This window comes from Proteus sp. G2300 (assembly GCF_009915965.1).
Taxonomy (GTDB): domain Bacteria; phylum Pseudomonadota; class Gammaproteobacteria; order Enterobacterales; family Enterobacteriaceae; genus Proteus; species Proteus vulgaris.
This window is the reverse complement of sequence record NZ_JAABNK010000023.1, coordinates 436,108-449,971: the sequence shown is the minus strand read 5'-3', so window position 1 is coordinate 449,971 and position 13,864 is coordinate 436,108. Positions and strand designations below refer to the sequence as shown.

Genomic DNA, 13,864 nt, shown 5'->3' with positions numbered 1-13,864 from the left:
CTCCAAGCGTGCGCCTGATTGTTCAAGCGCAGTTTTATTAAGCGACTTCGTTTTGCAGTTCTTCTAACTTTCTCTGCTCAAAGTCAGTGATACCGATAGTGAGAGTAGTGGTGATTGGCGCTGGCCAATATCCTGTATCCATAGCTTCACGGATATCACGCAGTGTCTTTTTGTACTCAGCGCGACCCAGTTCAAGTAACTCAGGAGAGGCTTCAACGATAGCAACCCAGTGGTAATGCTCGTCTTTGTTAACGAATATCCAGAAGAACTGATCCAGCATTGCCACGTCACAATACATAGCTGCACTGATGTGATAATCTCGATTAATGATTTCTCTGCGGATCATGGCTTCAATGGCATCTTGTTTAAATCGACCAAGTGCTACTGATTTGAGGTCAAAACCTAATCGGTTATTTTCTGTTTGAATTTCGATATCAGGACGAACACGAATTTCAAGGCCGGTATCTTCATCAATGCCGTAGTAGCTCACTTCTGATACGCGGTTAGGATGGTTTAATAAACTGGATGCTTCTTTGTGGTTCATAACAGCGTTACGCATGTTATTTGCCATTTCATAGTCAACGGTTTGAACATGAATTTTTGAATCGTCACTAAGCCATTGGCTAATGATTTCATCTTCAAATACAGCATCAGGTTTTACTTCTTTAATGACCTGCATGAGATCATCTTTCTTGACGGGTTTTCTAAGTGGCTCAGGCTTATTTGTTTCTGCTAAATATAATTCAGGGTTGATGTGGTGGTATATCTGCTCAAGTAATGCGTCTGTATTACCTGAGGTTTTCAATGGTGTTGGCAAAGTATCATTATAGGCTTTGATACAGGCTTTCATTGCTGCACCAGTAAATTTTCCATCTTCGGGGATGGTTTTAAATTTATCGGGCAACTGCATGTATATCTGACCTAGATCTTCGGCTTTTCCGCTGGTGGAAAGTTGCGGTGTCAGAGTGGCATTATGTTCTTCAATAATTGCTTTTAACTCATCTTGTGAGAGCTTTTTAGGCAACTTATTGTTGTATTCGTCAATCCATGACTTCATTGTTTCCGTTGTTGTAAAGGCACCTTCTGGAATAATTGGTTTAACACTGAATTCAGCATCAAACTTTTCAGGTTCCATTGTTAACGTGTGAAATGCGCTACCTAAGTCGAAACAACGCTTATTTTCACGCTCAATAACTTTTGTTACATGGCGTAACTCGTAATACATCAAACTAATACGAGCATCTTTTAGCATCGAACTACTGATACCGTTTGAACTGTGATACACCTCGTTAGGAATATCGGGATAACGACCAGGTTCAAAATAAGCAGGTTGGTCATTTTTTTCCTTTGAAATATCTTCTACCTCCTTGAGTTGACCGCTTTGGTTATCTTTAGTAGCGTGAAAAATCACCTCTTCCTGAGGCGCTTCCTTTTTTTCTACCTCATTTGAGGTGTTTTTTGGATTTATTAATGAGTTAAAGTGATTAACTCTATGACGAACGCTACGCATATCAGGGTTATCAATAAATGACATAATAGCGTTAACGATTTGCTCTTCACTGAGTTCACTGCTGATATTAGGAACCAATGAAAGTGCAAGTAGCGTGATATTAATAAAGTGGTCATATTGCTTAAATTCTTCTTTTTCAATATCACCGTTGATATGAGCTGTTAGCGCATCTACTTGTTCGCTATCAGTAATATCTTGGTTAAGTAAAAGAGCTTTTGCAATCAACATATTTAAGTGCTTAGTGTCTGACATTTTGTTTACCTACTAATTGTTCTGTTTGTAATGCGAGCTTTCTTACATAAGCCCACTCAATACCGGCTTTAAAATTGTCAAATGACTGTGACTCATTTAAGCCAGATAAGGTAAATACATGCTTACCGTCTTTGATATAAAAGATCATGACTAATCACCAAATTGGTTATGTCTGAGCGCATTAAAAAATCAGTCTCTTTTATCCATATTGTTAAAGAGCAAATTAACCGTATTGGTTAACTTATGCTTTTAATCATAACCATAAATTAACCATTGTCAACCATGAAAAACAAATAAATCACCAATATGGTTATGTTTGTTTTTATCACTATGAAATTTAATGATTTATTAAGAGTAAAAAGAAGCCAGTATATGACTTCTTTTTAATGGAAAGGGTTAGTCGTGGGAGATAGGCTGGTTTTTATTAATGATAAATTCAATGAAGTTTTCAATAGCAGCTTGTTCGCTGGTGGGAAGTTTTGAATAGGCTCTTCTATCATAGTTAATAGTGCCTTTATCATTTTTAGGGATCAGTAATTCATAGGCTTGGCGACCCATTGCTTTTGCAATGGCATCAATGCTTTCAGCGGTGGCACTGGCTTCACAATTAATAATGCGGTTAACTGTTGATTGTGCAAGCCCTGAATCGACAGAAAGCTTAACTCTTGATTTTATTCCATCGTTTAACATAAATGTTGTGATGTTATCTGAGAGTATCTTGCCAATTTCAGTCGGAATATATTCCTCTTTTTCTGACTCCGCATGACCTTCTTTTAAGTGGTCTACATCCATCCAATATTTGCTAATTCTAGTCACATATTCAATTTTGCGTGACATTGGGTCGGTGAGTTCACGATGACTTTTTAAATCTTTTGGTGATAGGTAACGAGAGATCATACTTGGTGCTACGCCTAACGCATCAGCCAATAGTTTTTGTTTGCCGTTGTAGTAGCGTTCAATAATATAAATCAGGTTATCTTTTCTAATTTCAGCAATGCTTTTCATTTCTCCAAGTCCTTTGGTGTCTATTCTTTATACAAATTTGATTAAGTTATGGTGTATTAAACAAACAAATAACCCTTTTGGTAAAGTACCTAAACGGTTACTATTATTTATTGGTTAATCAAATTGGTGAAATTATGGAAGTTTTCGACTTTAAAAAATTTTGGAATGGCTTAACGATTAAGCAAAGAGAAGCATTCTCTCAAAGAACGGGATATAGCCAATTGTATCTATCACATCAGCTACGCTATGCAAAACGCAAACCATCACTAAGTAAACTCAATAAGTTATATGATGTCTGTATTGAGTTCGGTGCAGATGCAACCAGAGAGCAATTAATCAATTTCTTTATTCGATAATAATTCAAAGGCTGTTTATAGATAAGGATCACTTCGGTGGTCCTTAATTTTTTATTGATAACCAATAAGTCTTTTTAGGTTGATATATTTTAAAATAACGGATAGCATTTGCACATACACATAATCAAATGAGGTTGAAATGGAGATTATTAGTCGAAAAGAAGCTGCGTCAAAAGGGCTTGGAAAATTTTTTACAGGTAAGAAATGCAAGAACGGTCATGTTGCTGAACGTTATGTTTGTAATGGTGTTTGCGTTAAATGCAACTTTGAAAATTCAACAGTCTATCGCTCTGTGTTAAAGCAATTAATTAACAGCGCTAAGTGAATGGTGTTTTATGCGTGACTATGGAAAAGTTTCCCCACAATTTTGGATAGGAAAAACAGGTAAGGAAATAAGAGAAAAAGGGCATGAAGCACTTATTGTCTCTATGTACTTATTAACCAATCCTCACGCCAATATGATCGGAATGTATTACCTACCTATTATCTATATGGCGCACGAAACAGGGCTAGGTTTAGAAGGGGCTTCTAAGGGGCTTCTAAGGTGCATTGAAGCAGGTTTTTGCCACTATGATGAGGATGCTGAAGTTGTTTGGGTGATCGAGATGGCAAAATATCAAATAGCATCATCTTTGAAGCCATCAGATAACCGGTGTATCGGTATACAAAGAGAGTATGACTCTCAGCCTAAAAATCAATTTCTATCAATGTTTTATGATAAGTATAAAGATGCTTTTAATTTAAGTTCTGCAAGAGAATCATCGATAAAAAATGAAAGGGGCTTGGAAGGGGCTTTGAAGACCCTACGAAGCCAAGAACAGGAGCAGGAACAAGAACAAGATATAAAACCCCCTAAATCCCCCTTGAAAAAAAAGTCGGTACAAAAGCGAGGTTTTAATATCCTGGAAGAAAAAATACCTGATTGGCTAAATCCTGAAGTTTGGGAGAAGTGGATTGAGTACCGAAAGGAAATCAAGCACCCGATAAAATCGAAACAAACGTTCAGTGGACAAATAAAATTACTCACTGAGTGTTATGAGTTAGGTTTTTCACCTGAAGAAATAATTAGCAAAACCATTACAAATGGCTGGCAAGGACTATTCAAACCAAACGTTTCACCACCACAACGGATCATTCAACCTCAAAAGAACGATGAGTTTATACCGGAGGACTTCTGATGACTGCATCATCAACCTTAGCAAGGCTAAAGCGAATAATGCCTGAGCATATTAAACCTAAATTTACTACTTCTGCTGAATTAATGGCATGGCAACGAGAGCAGGGTGAAATTGATTCAATGAGGATCGCAAATGAAAACCGAGTAGCTCGTTTAAATAAAATCATGGGTAGATCAGGTATTAGCCCATTACACCAAAATTGTTCATTCGATAATTATGACGTTACATGTGAAGACCAACAAAGAGCGTTGTACAAAGCTAAGAGATACGCTGAGCAATTTGGTAAATCATTTGGTGGGTTCATTTTCAGTGGTAATCCTGGTACTGGAAAAAATCATTTAGCGTCAGCCATAGGCAACCACATTATCCAAAAAGGGAAAAGTATTCTGATCGCTACACTGCCGGACATAATGATGAAGGTTCGTGAAACCTATCAAAAGGATGCTAAAACAACAGAGTCAAAACTGATAGATGATCTGTGTGATGTTGATTTGCTAGTGCTTGATGATGTGGGTGTACAACGTGGAAACCTCAATGAGGAATTAATTATATTTCAAGTAGTGGACCGAAGACTAGCAAACAAAAAGCCTGTTGGAGTGCTTACAAACCTAAATTATACCCAACTATCCAAAGTGTTGGATGAACGAGTAATAGATCGACTCCGAATGGGAAATCCAACAACGATAAATTTCACATGGCAAAGCTATCGGCGTTTAGTTAAGTAATTTCGTAAACTAAAAATCAAATAGGGGTTATTGGATATCAAAATTCTTAGCGTAATAAACACTGGTGAGTTTTATTTGTTGTAGGTATGCGATTGGGTGTCTGAGTAGTGAAAACAGCGTATAGACGATTTGAGAGCGTTTTAAGTGGGTATGAGTTTAATTAAAAACTCTGTTTTTTTATACTTGAAAACATAACCAAATTGGATATATTAACCATAATGATTAATCTCTTAAGGGTTATCGTACATGAAATTTATGCAGGATTTTGTTGTTGAAATATTACATGACAAGAAAAAACCGTTATCAGTTAACGAAATAACCGAGATTGCCTCAGAGCTTGATGGTAAGAAAAATCGCTCAACGACCAATTATGCGTTGATCAAGTTGGTTGAATGCGCGGTTGTTGAGCGCAAAGCGGTAGTCGGTATTGGTTATGTATACACGCTAGCGCCTGATTACATGGAGCGTCTACGTGATTTAGATATCAAAAAAGAAGCCTCTCTAATGACCAAGAAGTCAGCAAAACCTACGGATAGGCATGTTATCTGTCAGAAAGGCTCACTAACTTACGTCAGAAAGAGTTTACCACCGTTACAGCATGGAAAGATTGCTGATATTCATAACCGTATGAACGCAATGCTGGTGGCGGTACGCGCATGAAACAGCAAATTTATTATATCAATCCTGTATCAAAGCCACGTATGACACAGCGTGACGTATGGAAGAAAAGACCCGTTGTCGTTAAGTACCACGCTTTTTGTGACGAGATGAGAGCTAACCGTTTTACGTTACCGGAAAGCGGTGCTCACCTAACGTTTGTTATTCCTATGCCTAAATCATGGAGCAAGAAGAAACGCATTGAGATGAATGGTAAACCTCACCAGCAACGTCCTGATGTCGATAATCTGATTAAGGCCGTTATGGACGCCATATTTGATGAAGATTGCAGAGTGTGGAATATCAGTGCGTCAAAGCTTTGGGGTGAACAAGGGAAGATAGGGGTAACGTTACCTGAAAATACAGAAAATCATGAACTTATTACCATTCGTTAAGTTCGTGACTGAGTTAATTAATCGTTGAATGAGTTTGGGAAGAAATTATGAGCCAAGAAATTGATGCTATTAGGCCATTCAACATATCAAACAACCGTGACATGTCACGCAAGAGGATTTTTCAGATGGATGACGGAGCGGTTTACAAAATTACTGGCACATGGAACGGAAAACCATTTGAAAAGCTAATGCAAGCTGAATGTGAATTAGATGCAGAGGCAACGATAATCTTCTGGGCTAATTTATGTGGCGCTCATGCAGACAATTTGAGCGTCGAATACCATAGCGCTATTAATTGAGGGTTGAGTGATGAAAGGAACAGAAATTAAAAAATTGATGTGGATTTATTCTGATGAAAGGATGAGACGTAAGCGAAGATATGTGAAAGCTGGAAAACAAGCGGACGATTGGAATCGTAAGTTATATAAGCCATATCGTAGTGAGCGAGTTATGAACCGATTGTTACGATTAAATTCATTGAAACTTGTGAGTTTTTTTAATTGAGGTCGAAATAATGGTATGTGCTGATTGTGGTGGAGAAGTTGTTTGGATTGGACCTATAACAAATTTATCTCATACGGAATGTAAGCAGTGTGGTGCAATAAATAATTATCTTAACGAACAGGGTGAGGATGATTTGCAAAGCAATGAAATTGCAATGATGAAAATTAAGACCTCAAAACTTACAGGTAGAGCGCTTAACTATGCAGTAGCATTAGCAGTTGGTGGATATGAATTAATTCCAGTACCTCCTGATATTGATGGAAAAAATGAGGGGATGGTATTAGCTCCAGTTGGATATTTAGAGAGCGGTTATACATTTCCACCTAAAGGTGGGCTACGAATTGATTTTTTCGTTAAGCAATATTCAAGTGATTGGCGTGAATGTGGCGAGCTTATAAATAACTACTGGATTGATTTAATGTTTGAGGAAGTTGATGGGGTTAATTATTGCTATGCATCACCGCCACATTTAATGGGTGATTACGCCACTGCTAATACTGCTCAAGAAGCTATTTGCCGAGCGGTTGTTATGCTTGAGATAGGTAATGAAGTTGAGATACCTGAGGAGCTAGTAAATGTTAACTAAGTACATTTTATTCGCTGTATTCTGGTGTGTCGTTGTTACTGTGATTGGAGTGTCACTTAATGGCTAAATCACCTGCTGAACGTAAGGCATTACAACGTAAGCGCCAAAAGGAGTTTGGCGTAACGAAGATTGAATTGCTGGTGGATAATCAAGAGCTGGAGATGTTAATGCGTAATTGTTTTCTGCGTATGCCTGGTCGTGAACCGTATGATGTTGTTGAATACTTGCAGATGCTTATTCGTAAAGATGATGCCGAGTATAAACGACAAGCTGAGGAACTATCTAAGCGTAAGTGTGAGCGTTGTGGTGAGCAGTTACCTGTTCAGCAATGTTGTTTATCTGGTGATGCTAAATGTTGGGTAACTTATGGATATCGCGAATTACAACTTAACTTGGTTGACAGAACGATAGCAAAATAGAAATTTGGTTGACGCGATTTTGTCAACCAAATAAGTTTAGGTAATGCTTATAAAATTTGAATGTTATATTTTGAATAGCCATAATAACCAAAGAGGTGATGATTATGACTATCAAAAGACCAAGAAAGAAACCTGCACGACAGCCAACGCCTATCAACGACAAGATGGAACGTTTCTGTCAGGAATATATCAAATCCCCCGATAATCAAACTGATGCTGCAATCTCTGCTGGATATGCGTCTGGCAGTGCTTGCAAACGCGCATCACAGCTAATGGCTGATCCCCGTATTCAAGAGCGTATCGCACAACTTATGCAACAGCGCAATAAGCGCACCAAGATGAGTGCAGATAATGTACTCAAGCGCTTAGTTGATATGCTTGATGCAGATATTGCCGATATTCTCAATGAGAAAGGCGATATTAAACCAATATCTGAATGGTCACCTATTTGGCGTAAAAGTGTTGCTGCATTCGATATCATTGATATTGACGGTGATACTCGCATTAAAAAAGTGAAGTTGCTGGATAAAATTAAGGTGCTTGAACTGATTGGTAAGCACGTTGATATCAATGCTTTTAGAGATAGGGTGCAGGTTGATGTAAACGTATCGCTGGCTGATAAGTTGGCATCTGCTCGTAAACGTGCTCAGCAAGGGAGCATTGAGTAATGTCAGAAGCTTTGCAGAAGTCACCAGAAGAACAACTCATTGAAGATATTGCATCATTTACGCATGATCCATTAGGTTATGCGTATTACGCATTTCCGTGGGGTGAAGCTGGTGGAGAGCTTGAAGAATACAATGGCCCTCGTCAGTGGCAAGCCGAAGCATTAAATGAAATCGGTGAACATCTACGCAATCCAAAGACACGCCACCAGCCATTATTACTTGCTCGTGCTTCTGGTCATGGTATCGGTAAATCGGCATTTATTTCAATGATCATCAAGTGGGGTATGGATACCTGCGAAGATTGTAAGGTAGTCGTCACTGCCAACACTGAAAATCAGTTACGCACTAAAACGTGGCCAGAAATAGCGAAGTGGCAACGGCTATCACTTACCAATAATTGGTTTACTTGTACTAAGACAGCTATCTACTCAAACGATCCTAATCACGCTAATGCTTGGCGTGCTGATGCGGTACCGTGGTCAGAGAACAATACGGAGGCATTCGCAGGGCTTCACAACAAAGGTAAGCGAATTATCTTAGTATTTGATGAAGCGTCTAACATTGCCGATCTGGTATGGGAAGTGGCAGAAGGGGCGTTAACGGATGAAGGTACCGAAATCATTTGGATAGCATTTGGTAACCCAACTCGTAATACAGGGCGCTTTCGTGAGTGTTTTCGTAAGTTTAAACATCGTTGGAACACCAAGCAGATTGATAGCCGTACCGTTGAAGGTAGCAACAAAGAGCAGATTAAAAACTGGGAAGAGGACTACGGCGAAGATAGCGACTTCTTTAAAGTCCGTGTTCGTGGTGTGTTCCCGTCAGCATCAGAACTACAGTTTATCCCAACAGGTTTAACTGATGAAGCCATGAAGCGGATTGTCACACAGGCAGAAGTTGCTCATGCGCCTGTAATTATTGGTGTTGACCCTGCCTATTCTGGTATTGATGACGCGGTGATTTATTTACGTCAAGGTTTATTCAGTAAGTGTTTGTGGACGGGCTTTAAAACAACTGACGATGTTGTTATGGCAAAGCGTATTGCTGACTTTGAAGATCAATACAAGGCTGATGCTGTTCATATCGACTTTGGATATGGTACCGGCATTCACTCCATTGGAACAAGTTGGGGGCGCGTGTGGCGTTTAGTTAAGTTTGGCGGTGCATCAACAGATCCACAAATGCTAAACAAACGTGGTGAAATGTATAACAGCGTTAAGACATGGCTAAAAATTGGTGGGGCTATTGATGATCAGGAAACCGCAGATGATTTGTCATGTGGTGAATACAAGGTTCGTGTTATCGATAGCAAGATTGTACTAGAAGATAAAACAGAAATTAAAAAACGTCTTGGTCGTTCACCGGGTAAAGGTGATGCGCTAGCACTGACATTCGCCTATCCAGTCACCAAAATAGATAGAAATTATTCCTCACCTCATTCTGGCGTTAATGTCAGCAATTCAGATTACGATCCATTCGCATAAAAAAAGCCCTCTGGAGTAGAGGGCAAACAGTCCTAAGTTAAAGCACGCTGTCGTGGTAACAATACCGAGAAAAAATGCAGTGGCATTGCATAACCAAAATGGTAGTTATAATTTTTAATATTGTCAAATAGCATGTATTATTAATTTAATATGCAATATTGGTTAATTTAATCTATGGGTGAATTATGTGCGGATTAGGCTCAACTCCAAAAATTACTACTCCTCCACCAGTTCAGGCAGCACCTCAAGAACAAGATGCGGCAGTAACGGGTAGTCGTGATGATGAAATGCGTCGTCGCCGTGCAGCCGCAGGTCGTAAGTCTACGTTACTAACAGGTGCGCAGGGTGCGACAAGTTCAGCATCCACCAGCGGTAAAACCTTACTTGGTCAATAAGGGGTGACTATGTCAACGCCATTGAAACAACAGCTACTGCAACAATTTAATCAGTTGGAAACAGAGCGTAGCTCATTTGAACCGCATTGGCGTGAATTGTCAGATTTCACTCGTCCTCGTAGTACGCGCTTTACTGCGTCTGATGTTAATCGAGGAGATCGCCGTAATAGTAAGATCATTGACCCTACGGCGTCTTTAGCTTCATCGGTACTTTCCAGTGGAATGATGTCAGGCATTACAAGTCCTGCTCGTCCTTGGTTTCGTTTAGCGACACCTGATCCTGATTTAATGGATTATGGCCCTGTAAAACTTTGGCTAGAAACCACCGAACAGCGTATGAACGAGGTGTTCAATCGTTCTAATCTCTATCAGTCATTACCGTTGATGTATGGTGATTTAGGTACTTTCGGCACTGCTGCAATGGCAGTTGTTGAAGATAGCCAGCGTATTATTCGTACTGTTCATTTCCCTCTTGGCAGTTACTACATTGCGAATAGCCCAAGCCTAAGTGTTGATGTTTGCTATCGAAAATTTACGATGACCGTTCGTCAGTTGGTGATGGAGTTTGGGCTTGATAGCGTCAGTGATACTGTTAAATCAATGTGGAATTCAAGCCAGTACAGCCAATGGGTTGAGGTGGTTCATGCTGTATATCCAAACCTTGAGCGACAAACAGGAAAGTTAGAGGCGAAGCATAAGCCTTTTAAATCCGTTTATCTTGAAGTGGCGGGTGATAACGAGAAAGTGTTACGTGAATCTGGCTATGATGAATTCCCGATCATGGCACCACGCTGGGAAGTGAACGGCGAGGACGTTTACGGTTCATCCTGTCCTGGTATGTTGGCGTTAGGTGGTACTAAAGCACTTCAATTAATGCAAAAGCGTAAAGCGCAGATGATTGATAAGCTGACCAATCCACCTTTACAAGTGCCAGCCTCATTAAAAAACCAACGGGTAAATACCATACCCGGAGGCATTAACTATCTTGATGAGGCAAATCCTACTAATAAAATTCAAACGATTTTTGATGTTCAACCCGTAGCATTGAAAGCACTACTTGAAGATGTTCAAGATACCCGTCAACTGATTGATACAGCTTACTTTGTTGATTTGTTCCGCATGATGCAAATGGTGAATACGCGCTCTATGCCGATTGAAGCCGTTGTTGAAATGCGTGAAGAGAAGCTATTGCAATTAGGGCCTGTTCTGCAACGCCTTGATTCTGAGTTACTCGACAAACTGATTAATCGCACTTTCTCAATCTTAGTAAATAAAAACTTACTTCCCATTGCACCTGATGAAATGCAGGGAATGGATCTAAAGGTTGAGTACATTTCTGTAATGGCTCAGGCACAGAAAGCGATTGGCGTTGGCAGTATCGAACGCTTTGCTGGCTTTGTTGGCAATCTGGCAAAAGTTAAGCCTGAAGCCCTTGATAAGCTTAATGCTGATGATGCTATTGATAATTATGCGTCTGCTATTGGTGTCTCTCCAACTATCGTTGCAACCAATGAGCAAGTACAAGCCATACGTCAACAACGACAAGCACAGCAACAACAAATGGCTCAGATGCAAATGGCGCAGTCCGCTATTGATGGTGCTAAAACGCTCAGTGATACCAATCTTGATAATGATAGTGCCTTGTCCGCTATGGCTGGTGGAGGTGCTCAATGACACATCCATTCGATGCGTATGAAGACGAGAGAATTGCTCGCACCGAATACGATATTCAACGAAAAAATAGGCAAGAGAAAGAAGAACAACAGCTAAAAGAGGTTATGTCCACAGAAGCTGGGCGTGCTGTTATTTGGCGTTTGATTTCTGACTCTGGCGTATTTCGTAGCTCTTTTTCTAACGATCCCTATGCAACTGCCTTTAGAGAGGGTGAGCGTAACTATGGGTTAAAAGTTTTCAAGCAATTACACCAAGTTTGCCCTGAGCTTTATGCGCAAATGGCAAATGAAGCAGTTACACCAAGCGTTTAACCAGATTTAAAGAATGGGAGAAACAGTCATGAACTTATGGCAGAAACTAATCATGCGTCGCTTGTATAACGAGCAACACGGCGAGGGAGGTGAAGGTGGTGGCGGTACTGCAACGGAACCTACTCAAGAAACATCAGCAACAAATAAAAATGAGCCACCAGCAAACAGTGATGATCCTACTAAAAGCACTGAAAAAGAGAATGGTGGAGAGCAGGGCAAGCCGGCTGATAAGAAAAATGATGCCAATAAATCAGATGTAGGTGCGCCTGAAAAGTATGAGTTTAAAGCACCAGAAGAAGGGCAAGAACTTGATAAGGGTGCATTAGACGTCTTTGAGCCGATTGCTCGTGAGCTGAATTTAAACAACGAACAAGCGCAAAAACTGGTTGATGTTTATGGCTCTAAAATCATGCCAGCGATTAATAAGCAACTTGCTGAAGGTTGGCAAAAACAGACAGAGCAATGGGCTGAAACTGTTAAAGCAGATAAAGAGCTTGGTTCCGCTGAATCTATCGGTGCGGCACAAAAAGCAATGGATAAGTTCGGTTCACCTGAACTGAAACAGTATTTAGAAGAATCAGGACTAGGTAATCATCCTGAGCTTATTCGTATCTTTGCCGGTATTGGCAAAGCAATGTCAGAGGACGGTCTTGTCACTGGCAACAGTAACGGCAGTAAAAGTGCTGCTGATGTTTTATTTGGATAACAAAGAGGAAATAACATGCCTGCTTTAACTCTCGTTGATTGGGCTAAACGACAAGGCCCTGACAGCAAGCAAGCGAAGATCGTCGAATTGCTGAATCAGTCTAATGAAATCCTTGATGATATGGTTTTCGTTGAAGGTAACTTACCAACGGGTCACCGTACAACTGTTCGTACTGGTTTACCATCTGCAACATGGCGTTTGCTTAATTATGGTGTACCGCCAAGCAAATCAACCACAGCACAGGTTACTGATGCGATTGGTATGCTGGAAACCTATTCTGAGGTTGATAAAGATCTTGCTAACTTGAACGGGCAAAAGAATGAATTTCTATTGTCTGAATCAATTGCATTCTTAGAGTCAATGAACCAGCAAATGGCTGAAACGGTTATTTATGGTGATGCGACGGTTCATCCTCAGCGCTTTACGGGTTTAGCTGCACGCTTTAACGATATGAAAGCAAAGAATGCAGTCAACATCATTGATGCTGGTGGTACTGGCAGTAACTTAACTTCTGTGTGGTTAGTCGTATGGGGGGAAAACACGGTTCACGGTATTTTCCCTAAAGGTTCTAAAGCAGGTTTAGAGCAAAATCATTTAGGTGAAGTTACTTTAGAAGATGAGAACAAAGGTAAATACCAAGGCTTTCGTACTCACTTCCAATGGAAAAATGGTATCTCAGTTCGTGACTGGCGTTATGTTGTCCGTATCGCCAATATTGATTTATCCAAAATTGGTAAAGATCCAGAAAAAGCGGACACACTCGATTTACCAGACTTGTTTATTCAAGCAATTGAGAAGATCCCTAACCTCTTTATGGGGCGTCCTGTTTTTTATTGTAACCAGCAAATCCGTAGCTGGATGCGTCGCCAAATTAAAAACAGCAAAAACGTCAATATTTCTATGGCAGAAGTTGCCGGTAAGAAAGTTGTTTCATTCGATGAAATTCCTGTTCGCCGTGTTGATGCCATCTTAACGACTGAAGATCAGGTGGAATAAGTTATTGCGGTGTCGTTTAACGGCTCCGCTAACTTTCATTTAT

The 13,864-nt window shown here is 40.0% G+C and carries 19 protein-coding genes; 16 read left to right on the top strand and 3 right to left on the bottom strand.

The features are described from left to right. Window positions 1-37: 37 nt before the first annotated feature. The 3 genes from GWI97_RS13590 to GWI97_RS13585 all read right to left on the bottom strand — a co-directional run bounded on the left by GWI97_RS13590 (window position 38) and on the right by GWI97_RS13585 (window position 2,767). Window positions 38-1,762, bottom strand: a complete 1,725-nt coding sequence (locus tag GWI97_RS13590; RefSeq protein ID WP_161752041.1) for a PD-(D/E)XK nuclease-like domain-containing protein — start codon at window positions 1,760-1,762, stop codon at window positions 38-40. Further along, entirely contained in the window at window positions 1,749-1,910 is a 162-nt protein-coding gene (locus GWI97_RS18245) for a hypothetical protein (RefSeq protein ID WP_004243375.1), read from the bottom strand. The genes GWI97_RS13590 and GWI97_RS18245 overlap by 14 nt, the downstream gene beginning before the upstream one ends. Window positions 1,911-2,158: 248 nt before the next feature. Further along, window positions 2,159-2,767, bottom strand: coding sequence for a DNA-binding protein (locus tag GWI97_RS13585; RefSeq protein WP_072068383.1), 609 nt, complete (start codon window positions 2,765-2,767; stop codon window positions 2,159-2,161). Window positions 2,768-2,901: 134 nt separating this feature from the next. Here GWI97_RS13585 and GWI97_RS13580 point away from each other — a divergent pair, with 134 nt between their 5' ends. From GWI97_RS13580 to GWI97_RS13510, 16 genes are all read left to right on the top strand, one after another. Continuing rightward, a complete protein-coding gene (locus tag GWI97_RS13580; protein WP_231135526.1) occupies window positions 2,902-3,123 on the top strand; it encodes a hypothetical protein in 222 nt (73 codons plus the stop codon). A 139-nt stretch (window positions 3,124-3,262) separates the two neighbouring features. Further along, on the top strand, window positions 3,263-3,448 hold the full coding sequence (locus tag GWI97_RS13575; RefSeq protein WP_004243371.1) for a hypothetical protein: 186 nt from the start codon (window positions 3,263-3,265) through the stop codon (window positions 3,446-3,448). A gap of 10 nt (window positions 3,449-3,458) precedes the next feature. Then, a complete protein-coding gene (locus GWI97_RS13570) occupies window positions 3,459-4,301 on the top strand; it encodes a hypothetical protein (protein ID WP_036976826.1) in 843 nt (280 codons plus the stop codon). Continuing rightward, the gene (locus GWI97_RS13565; RefSeq protein ID WP_004243368.1) at window positions 4,301-5,026 is read left to right on the top strand and encodes an ATP-binding protein; all 726 of its coding nucleotides are present in this window, start codon (window positions 4,301-4,303) and stop codon (window positions 5,024-5,026) included. Before GWI97_RS13570 ends, GWI97_RS13565 begins: the two co-directional genes overlap by 1 nt. 246 nt (window positions 5,027-5,272) lie before the next feature. Further along, window positions 5,273-5,686 (top strand): hypothetical protein, encoded by a 414-nt coding sequence (locus GWI97_RS13560; protein WP_161752040.1) that lies wholly within the window; start codon window positions 5,273-5,275, stop codon window positions 5,684-5,686. Beyond that, window positions 5,683-6,078 carry a RusA family crossover junction endodeoxyribonuclease gene (locus tag GWI97_RS13555; protein ID WP_161752039.1) on the top strand — a complete coding sequence of 132 codons (396 nt, stop codon included), beginning with the start codon at window positions 5,683-5,685 and terminating at the stop codon, window positions 6,076-6,078. Before GWI97_RS13560 ends, GWI97_RS13555 begins: the two co-directional genes overlap by 4 nt. A 47-nt stretch (window positions 6,079-6,125) precedes the next feature. Further along, window positions 6,126-6,377: a hypothetical protein gene (locus GWI97_RS18240; protein ID WP_202609431.1), complete on the top strand. Its 252-nt coding sequence runs from the start codon at window positions 6,126-6,128 to the stop codon at window positions 6,375-6,377. Window positions 6,378-6,592: 215 nt separating this feature from the next. Further along, window positions 6,593-7,168 carry a hypothetical protein gene (locus GWI97_RS13550; protein ID WP_161752038.1) on the top strand — a complete coding sequence of 192 codons (576 nt, stop codon included), beginning with the start codon at window positions 6,593-6,595 and terminating at the stop codon, window positions 7,166-7,168. A gap of 59 nt (window positions 7,169-7,227) precedes the next feature. Continuing rightward, complete coding sequence (locus tag GWI97_RS13545; protein ID WP_161752037.1) at window positions 7,228-7,587, top strand: hypothetical protein; 360 nt, start codon at window positions 7,228-7,230, stop codon at window positions 7,585-7,587. A gap of 104 nt (window positions 7,588-7,691) precedes the next feature. Then, window positions 7,692-8,255: a terminase small subunit gene (locus GWI97_RS13540; RefSeq protein ID WP_049203721.1), complete on the top strand. Its 564-nt coding sequence runs from the start codon at window positions 7,692-7,694 to the stop codon at window positions 8,253-8,255. Beyond that, window positions 8,255-9,739 (top strand): hypothetical protein, encoded by a 1,485-nt coding sequence (locus GWI97_RS13535; RefSeq protein ID WP_004243357.1) that lies wholly within the window; start codon window positions 8,255-8,257, stop codon window positions 9,737-9,739. Before GWI97_RS13540 ends, GWI97_RS13535 begins: the two co-directional genes overlap by 1 nt. Window positions 9,740-9,924: 185 nt before the next feature. Beyond that, window positions 9,925-10,134: a hypothetical protein gene (locus GWI97_RS13530; RefSeq protein ID WP_020945812.1), complete on the top strand. Its 210-nt coding sequence runs from the start codon at window positions 9,925-9,927 to the stop codon at window positions 10,132-10,134. Window positions 10,135-10,143: 9 nt separating this feature from the next. After that, the gene (locus tag GWI97_RS13525; protein ID WP_161752036.1) at window positions 10,144-11,808 is read left to right on the top strand and encodes a portal protein; all 1,665 of its coding nucleotides are present in this window, start codon (window positions 10,144-10,146) and stop codon (window positions 11,806-11,808) included. Beyond that, a complete protein-coding gene (locus GWI97_RS13520) occupies window positions 11,805-12,119 on the top strand; it encodes a Bbp19 family protein (RefSeq protein WP_161752035.1) in 315 nt (104 codons plus the stop codon). Before GWI97_RS13525 ends, GWI97_RS13520 begins: the two co-directional genes overlap by 4 nt. A gap of 28 nt (window positions 12,120-12,147) precedes the next feature. Then, entirely contained in the window at window positions 12,148-12,825 is a 678-nt protein-coding gene (locus tag GWI97_RS13515; RefSeq protein ID WP_161752034.1) for a peptidase, read from the top strand. A gap of 15 nt (window positions 12,826-12,840) precedes the next feature. Next, window positions 12,841-13,821 (top strand): major capsid protein, encoded by a 981-nt coding sequence (locus GWI97_RS13510; protein ID WP_161752033.1) that lies wholly within the window; start codon window positions 12,841-12,843, stop codon window positions 13,819-13,821. The last annotated feature ends 43 nt before the right edge of the window (window positions 13,822-13,864 follow it).

Excerpts from the sequence above, each read along its gene's own strand:
- GWI97_RS13590 (WP_161752041.1), bottom strand. The coding sequence starts at position 1,762 with ATGTCAGACACTAAGCACTTAAATATGTTGATTGCAAAAGCTCTTTTA.
- GWI97_RS18245 (WP_004243375.1), bottom strand. The coding sequence starts at position 1,910 with ATGATCTTTTATATCAAAGACGGTAAGCATGTATTTACCTTATCTGGC.
- GWI97_RS13585 (WP_072068383.1), bottom strand. The coding sequence starts at position 2,767 with ATGAAAAGCATTGCTGAAATTAGAAAAGATAACCTGATTTATATTATT.
- GWI97_RS13580 (WP_231135526.1), top strand. The coding sequence starts at position 2,902 with ATGGAAGTTTTCGACTTTAAAAAATTTTGGAATGGCTTAACGATTAAG.
- GWI97_RS13575 (WP_004243371.1), top strand. The coding sequence starts at position 3,263 with ATGGAGATTATTAGTCGAAAAGAAGCTGCGTCAAAAGGGCTTGGAAAA.
- GWI97_RS13570 (WP_036976826.1), top strand. The coding sequence starts at position 3,459 with ATGCGTGACTATGGAAAAGTTTCCCCACAATTTTGGATAGGAAAAACA.
- GWI97_RS13565 (WP_004243368.1), top strand. The coding sequence starts at position 4,301 with ATGACTGCATCATCAACCTTAGCAAGGCTAAAGCGAATAATGCCTGAG.
- GWI97_RS13560 (WP_161752040.1), top strand. The coding sequence starts at position 5,273 with ATGAAATTTATGCAGGATTTTGTTGTTGAAATATTACATGACAAGAAA.
- GWI97_RS13555 (WP_161752039.1), top strand. The coding sequence starts at position 5,683 with ATGAAACAGCAAATTTATTATATCAATCCTGTATCAAAGCCACGTATG.
- GWI97_RS18240 (WP_202609431.1), top strand. The coding sequence starts at position 6,126 with ATGAGCCAAGAAATTGATGCTATTAGGCCATTCAACATATCAAACAAC.
- GWI97_RS13550 (WP_161752038.1), top strand. The coding sequence starts at position 6,593 with ATGGTATGTGCTGATTGTGGTGGAGAAGTTGTTTGGATTGGACCTATA.
- GWI97_RS13545 (WP_161752037.1), top strand. The coding sequence starts at position 7,228 with ATGGCTAAATCACCTGCTGAACGTAAGGCATTACAACGTAAGCGCCAA.
- GWI97_RS13540 (WP_049203721.1), top strand. The coding sequence starts at position 7,692 with ATGACTATCAAAAGACCAAGAAAGAAACCTGCACGACAGCCAACGCCT.
- GWI97_RS13535 (WP_004243357.1), top strand. The coding sequence starts at position 8,255 with ATGTCAGAAGCTTTGCAGAAGTCACCAGAAGAACAACTCATTGAAGAT.
- GWI97_RS13530 (WP_020945812.1), top strand. The coding sequence starts at position 9,925 with ATGTGCGGATTAGGCTCAACTCCAAAAATTACTACTCCTCCACCAGTT.
- GWI97_RS13525 (WP_161752036.1), top strand. The coding sequence starts at position 10,144 with ATGTCAACGCCATTGAAACAACAGCTACTGCAACAATTTAATCAGTTG.
- GWI97_RS13520 (WP_161752035.1), top strand. The coding sequence starts at position 11,805 with ATGACACATCCATTCGATGCGTATGAAGACGAGAGAATTGCTCGCACC.
- GWI97_RS13515 (WP_161752034.1), top strand. The coding sequence starts at position 12,148 with ATGAACTTATGGCAGAAACTAATCATGCGTCGCTTGTATAACGAGCAA.
- GWI97_RS13510 (WP_161752033.1), top strand. The coding sequence starts at position 12,841 with ATGCCTGCTTTAACTCTCGTTGATTGGGCTAAACGACAAGGCCCTGAC.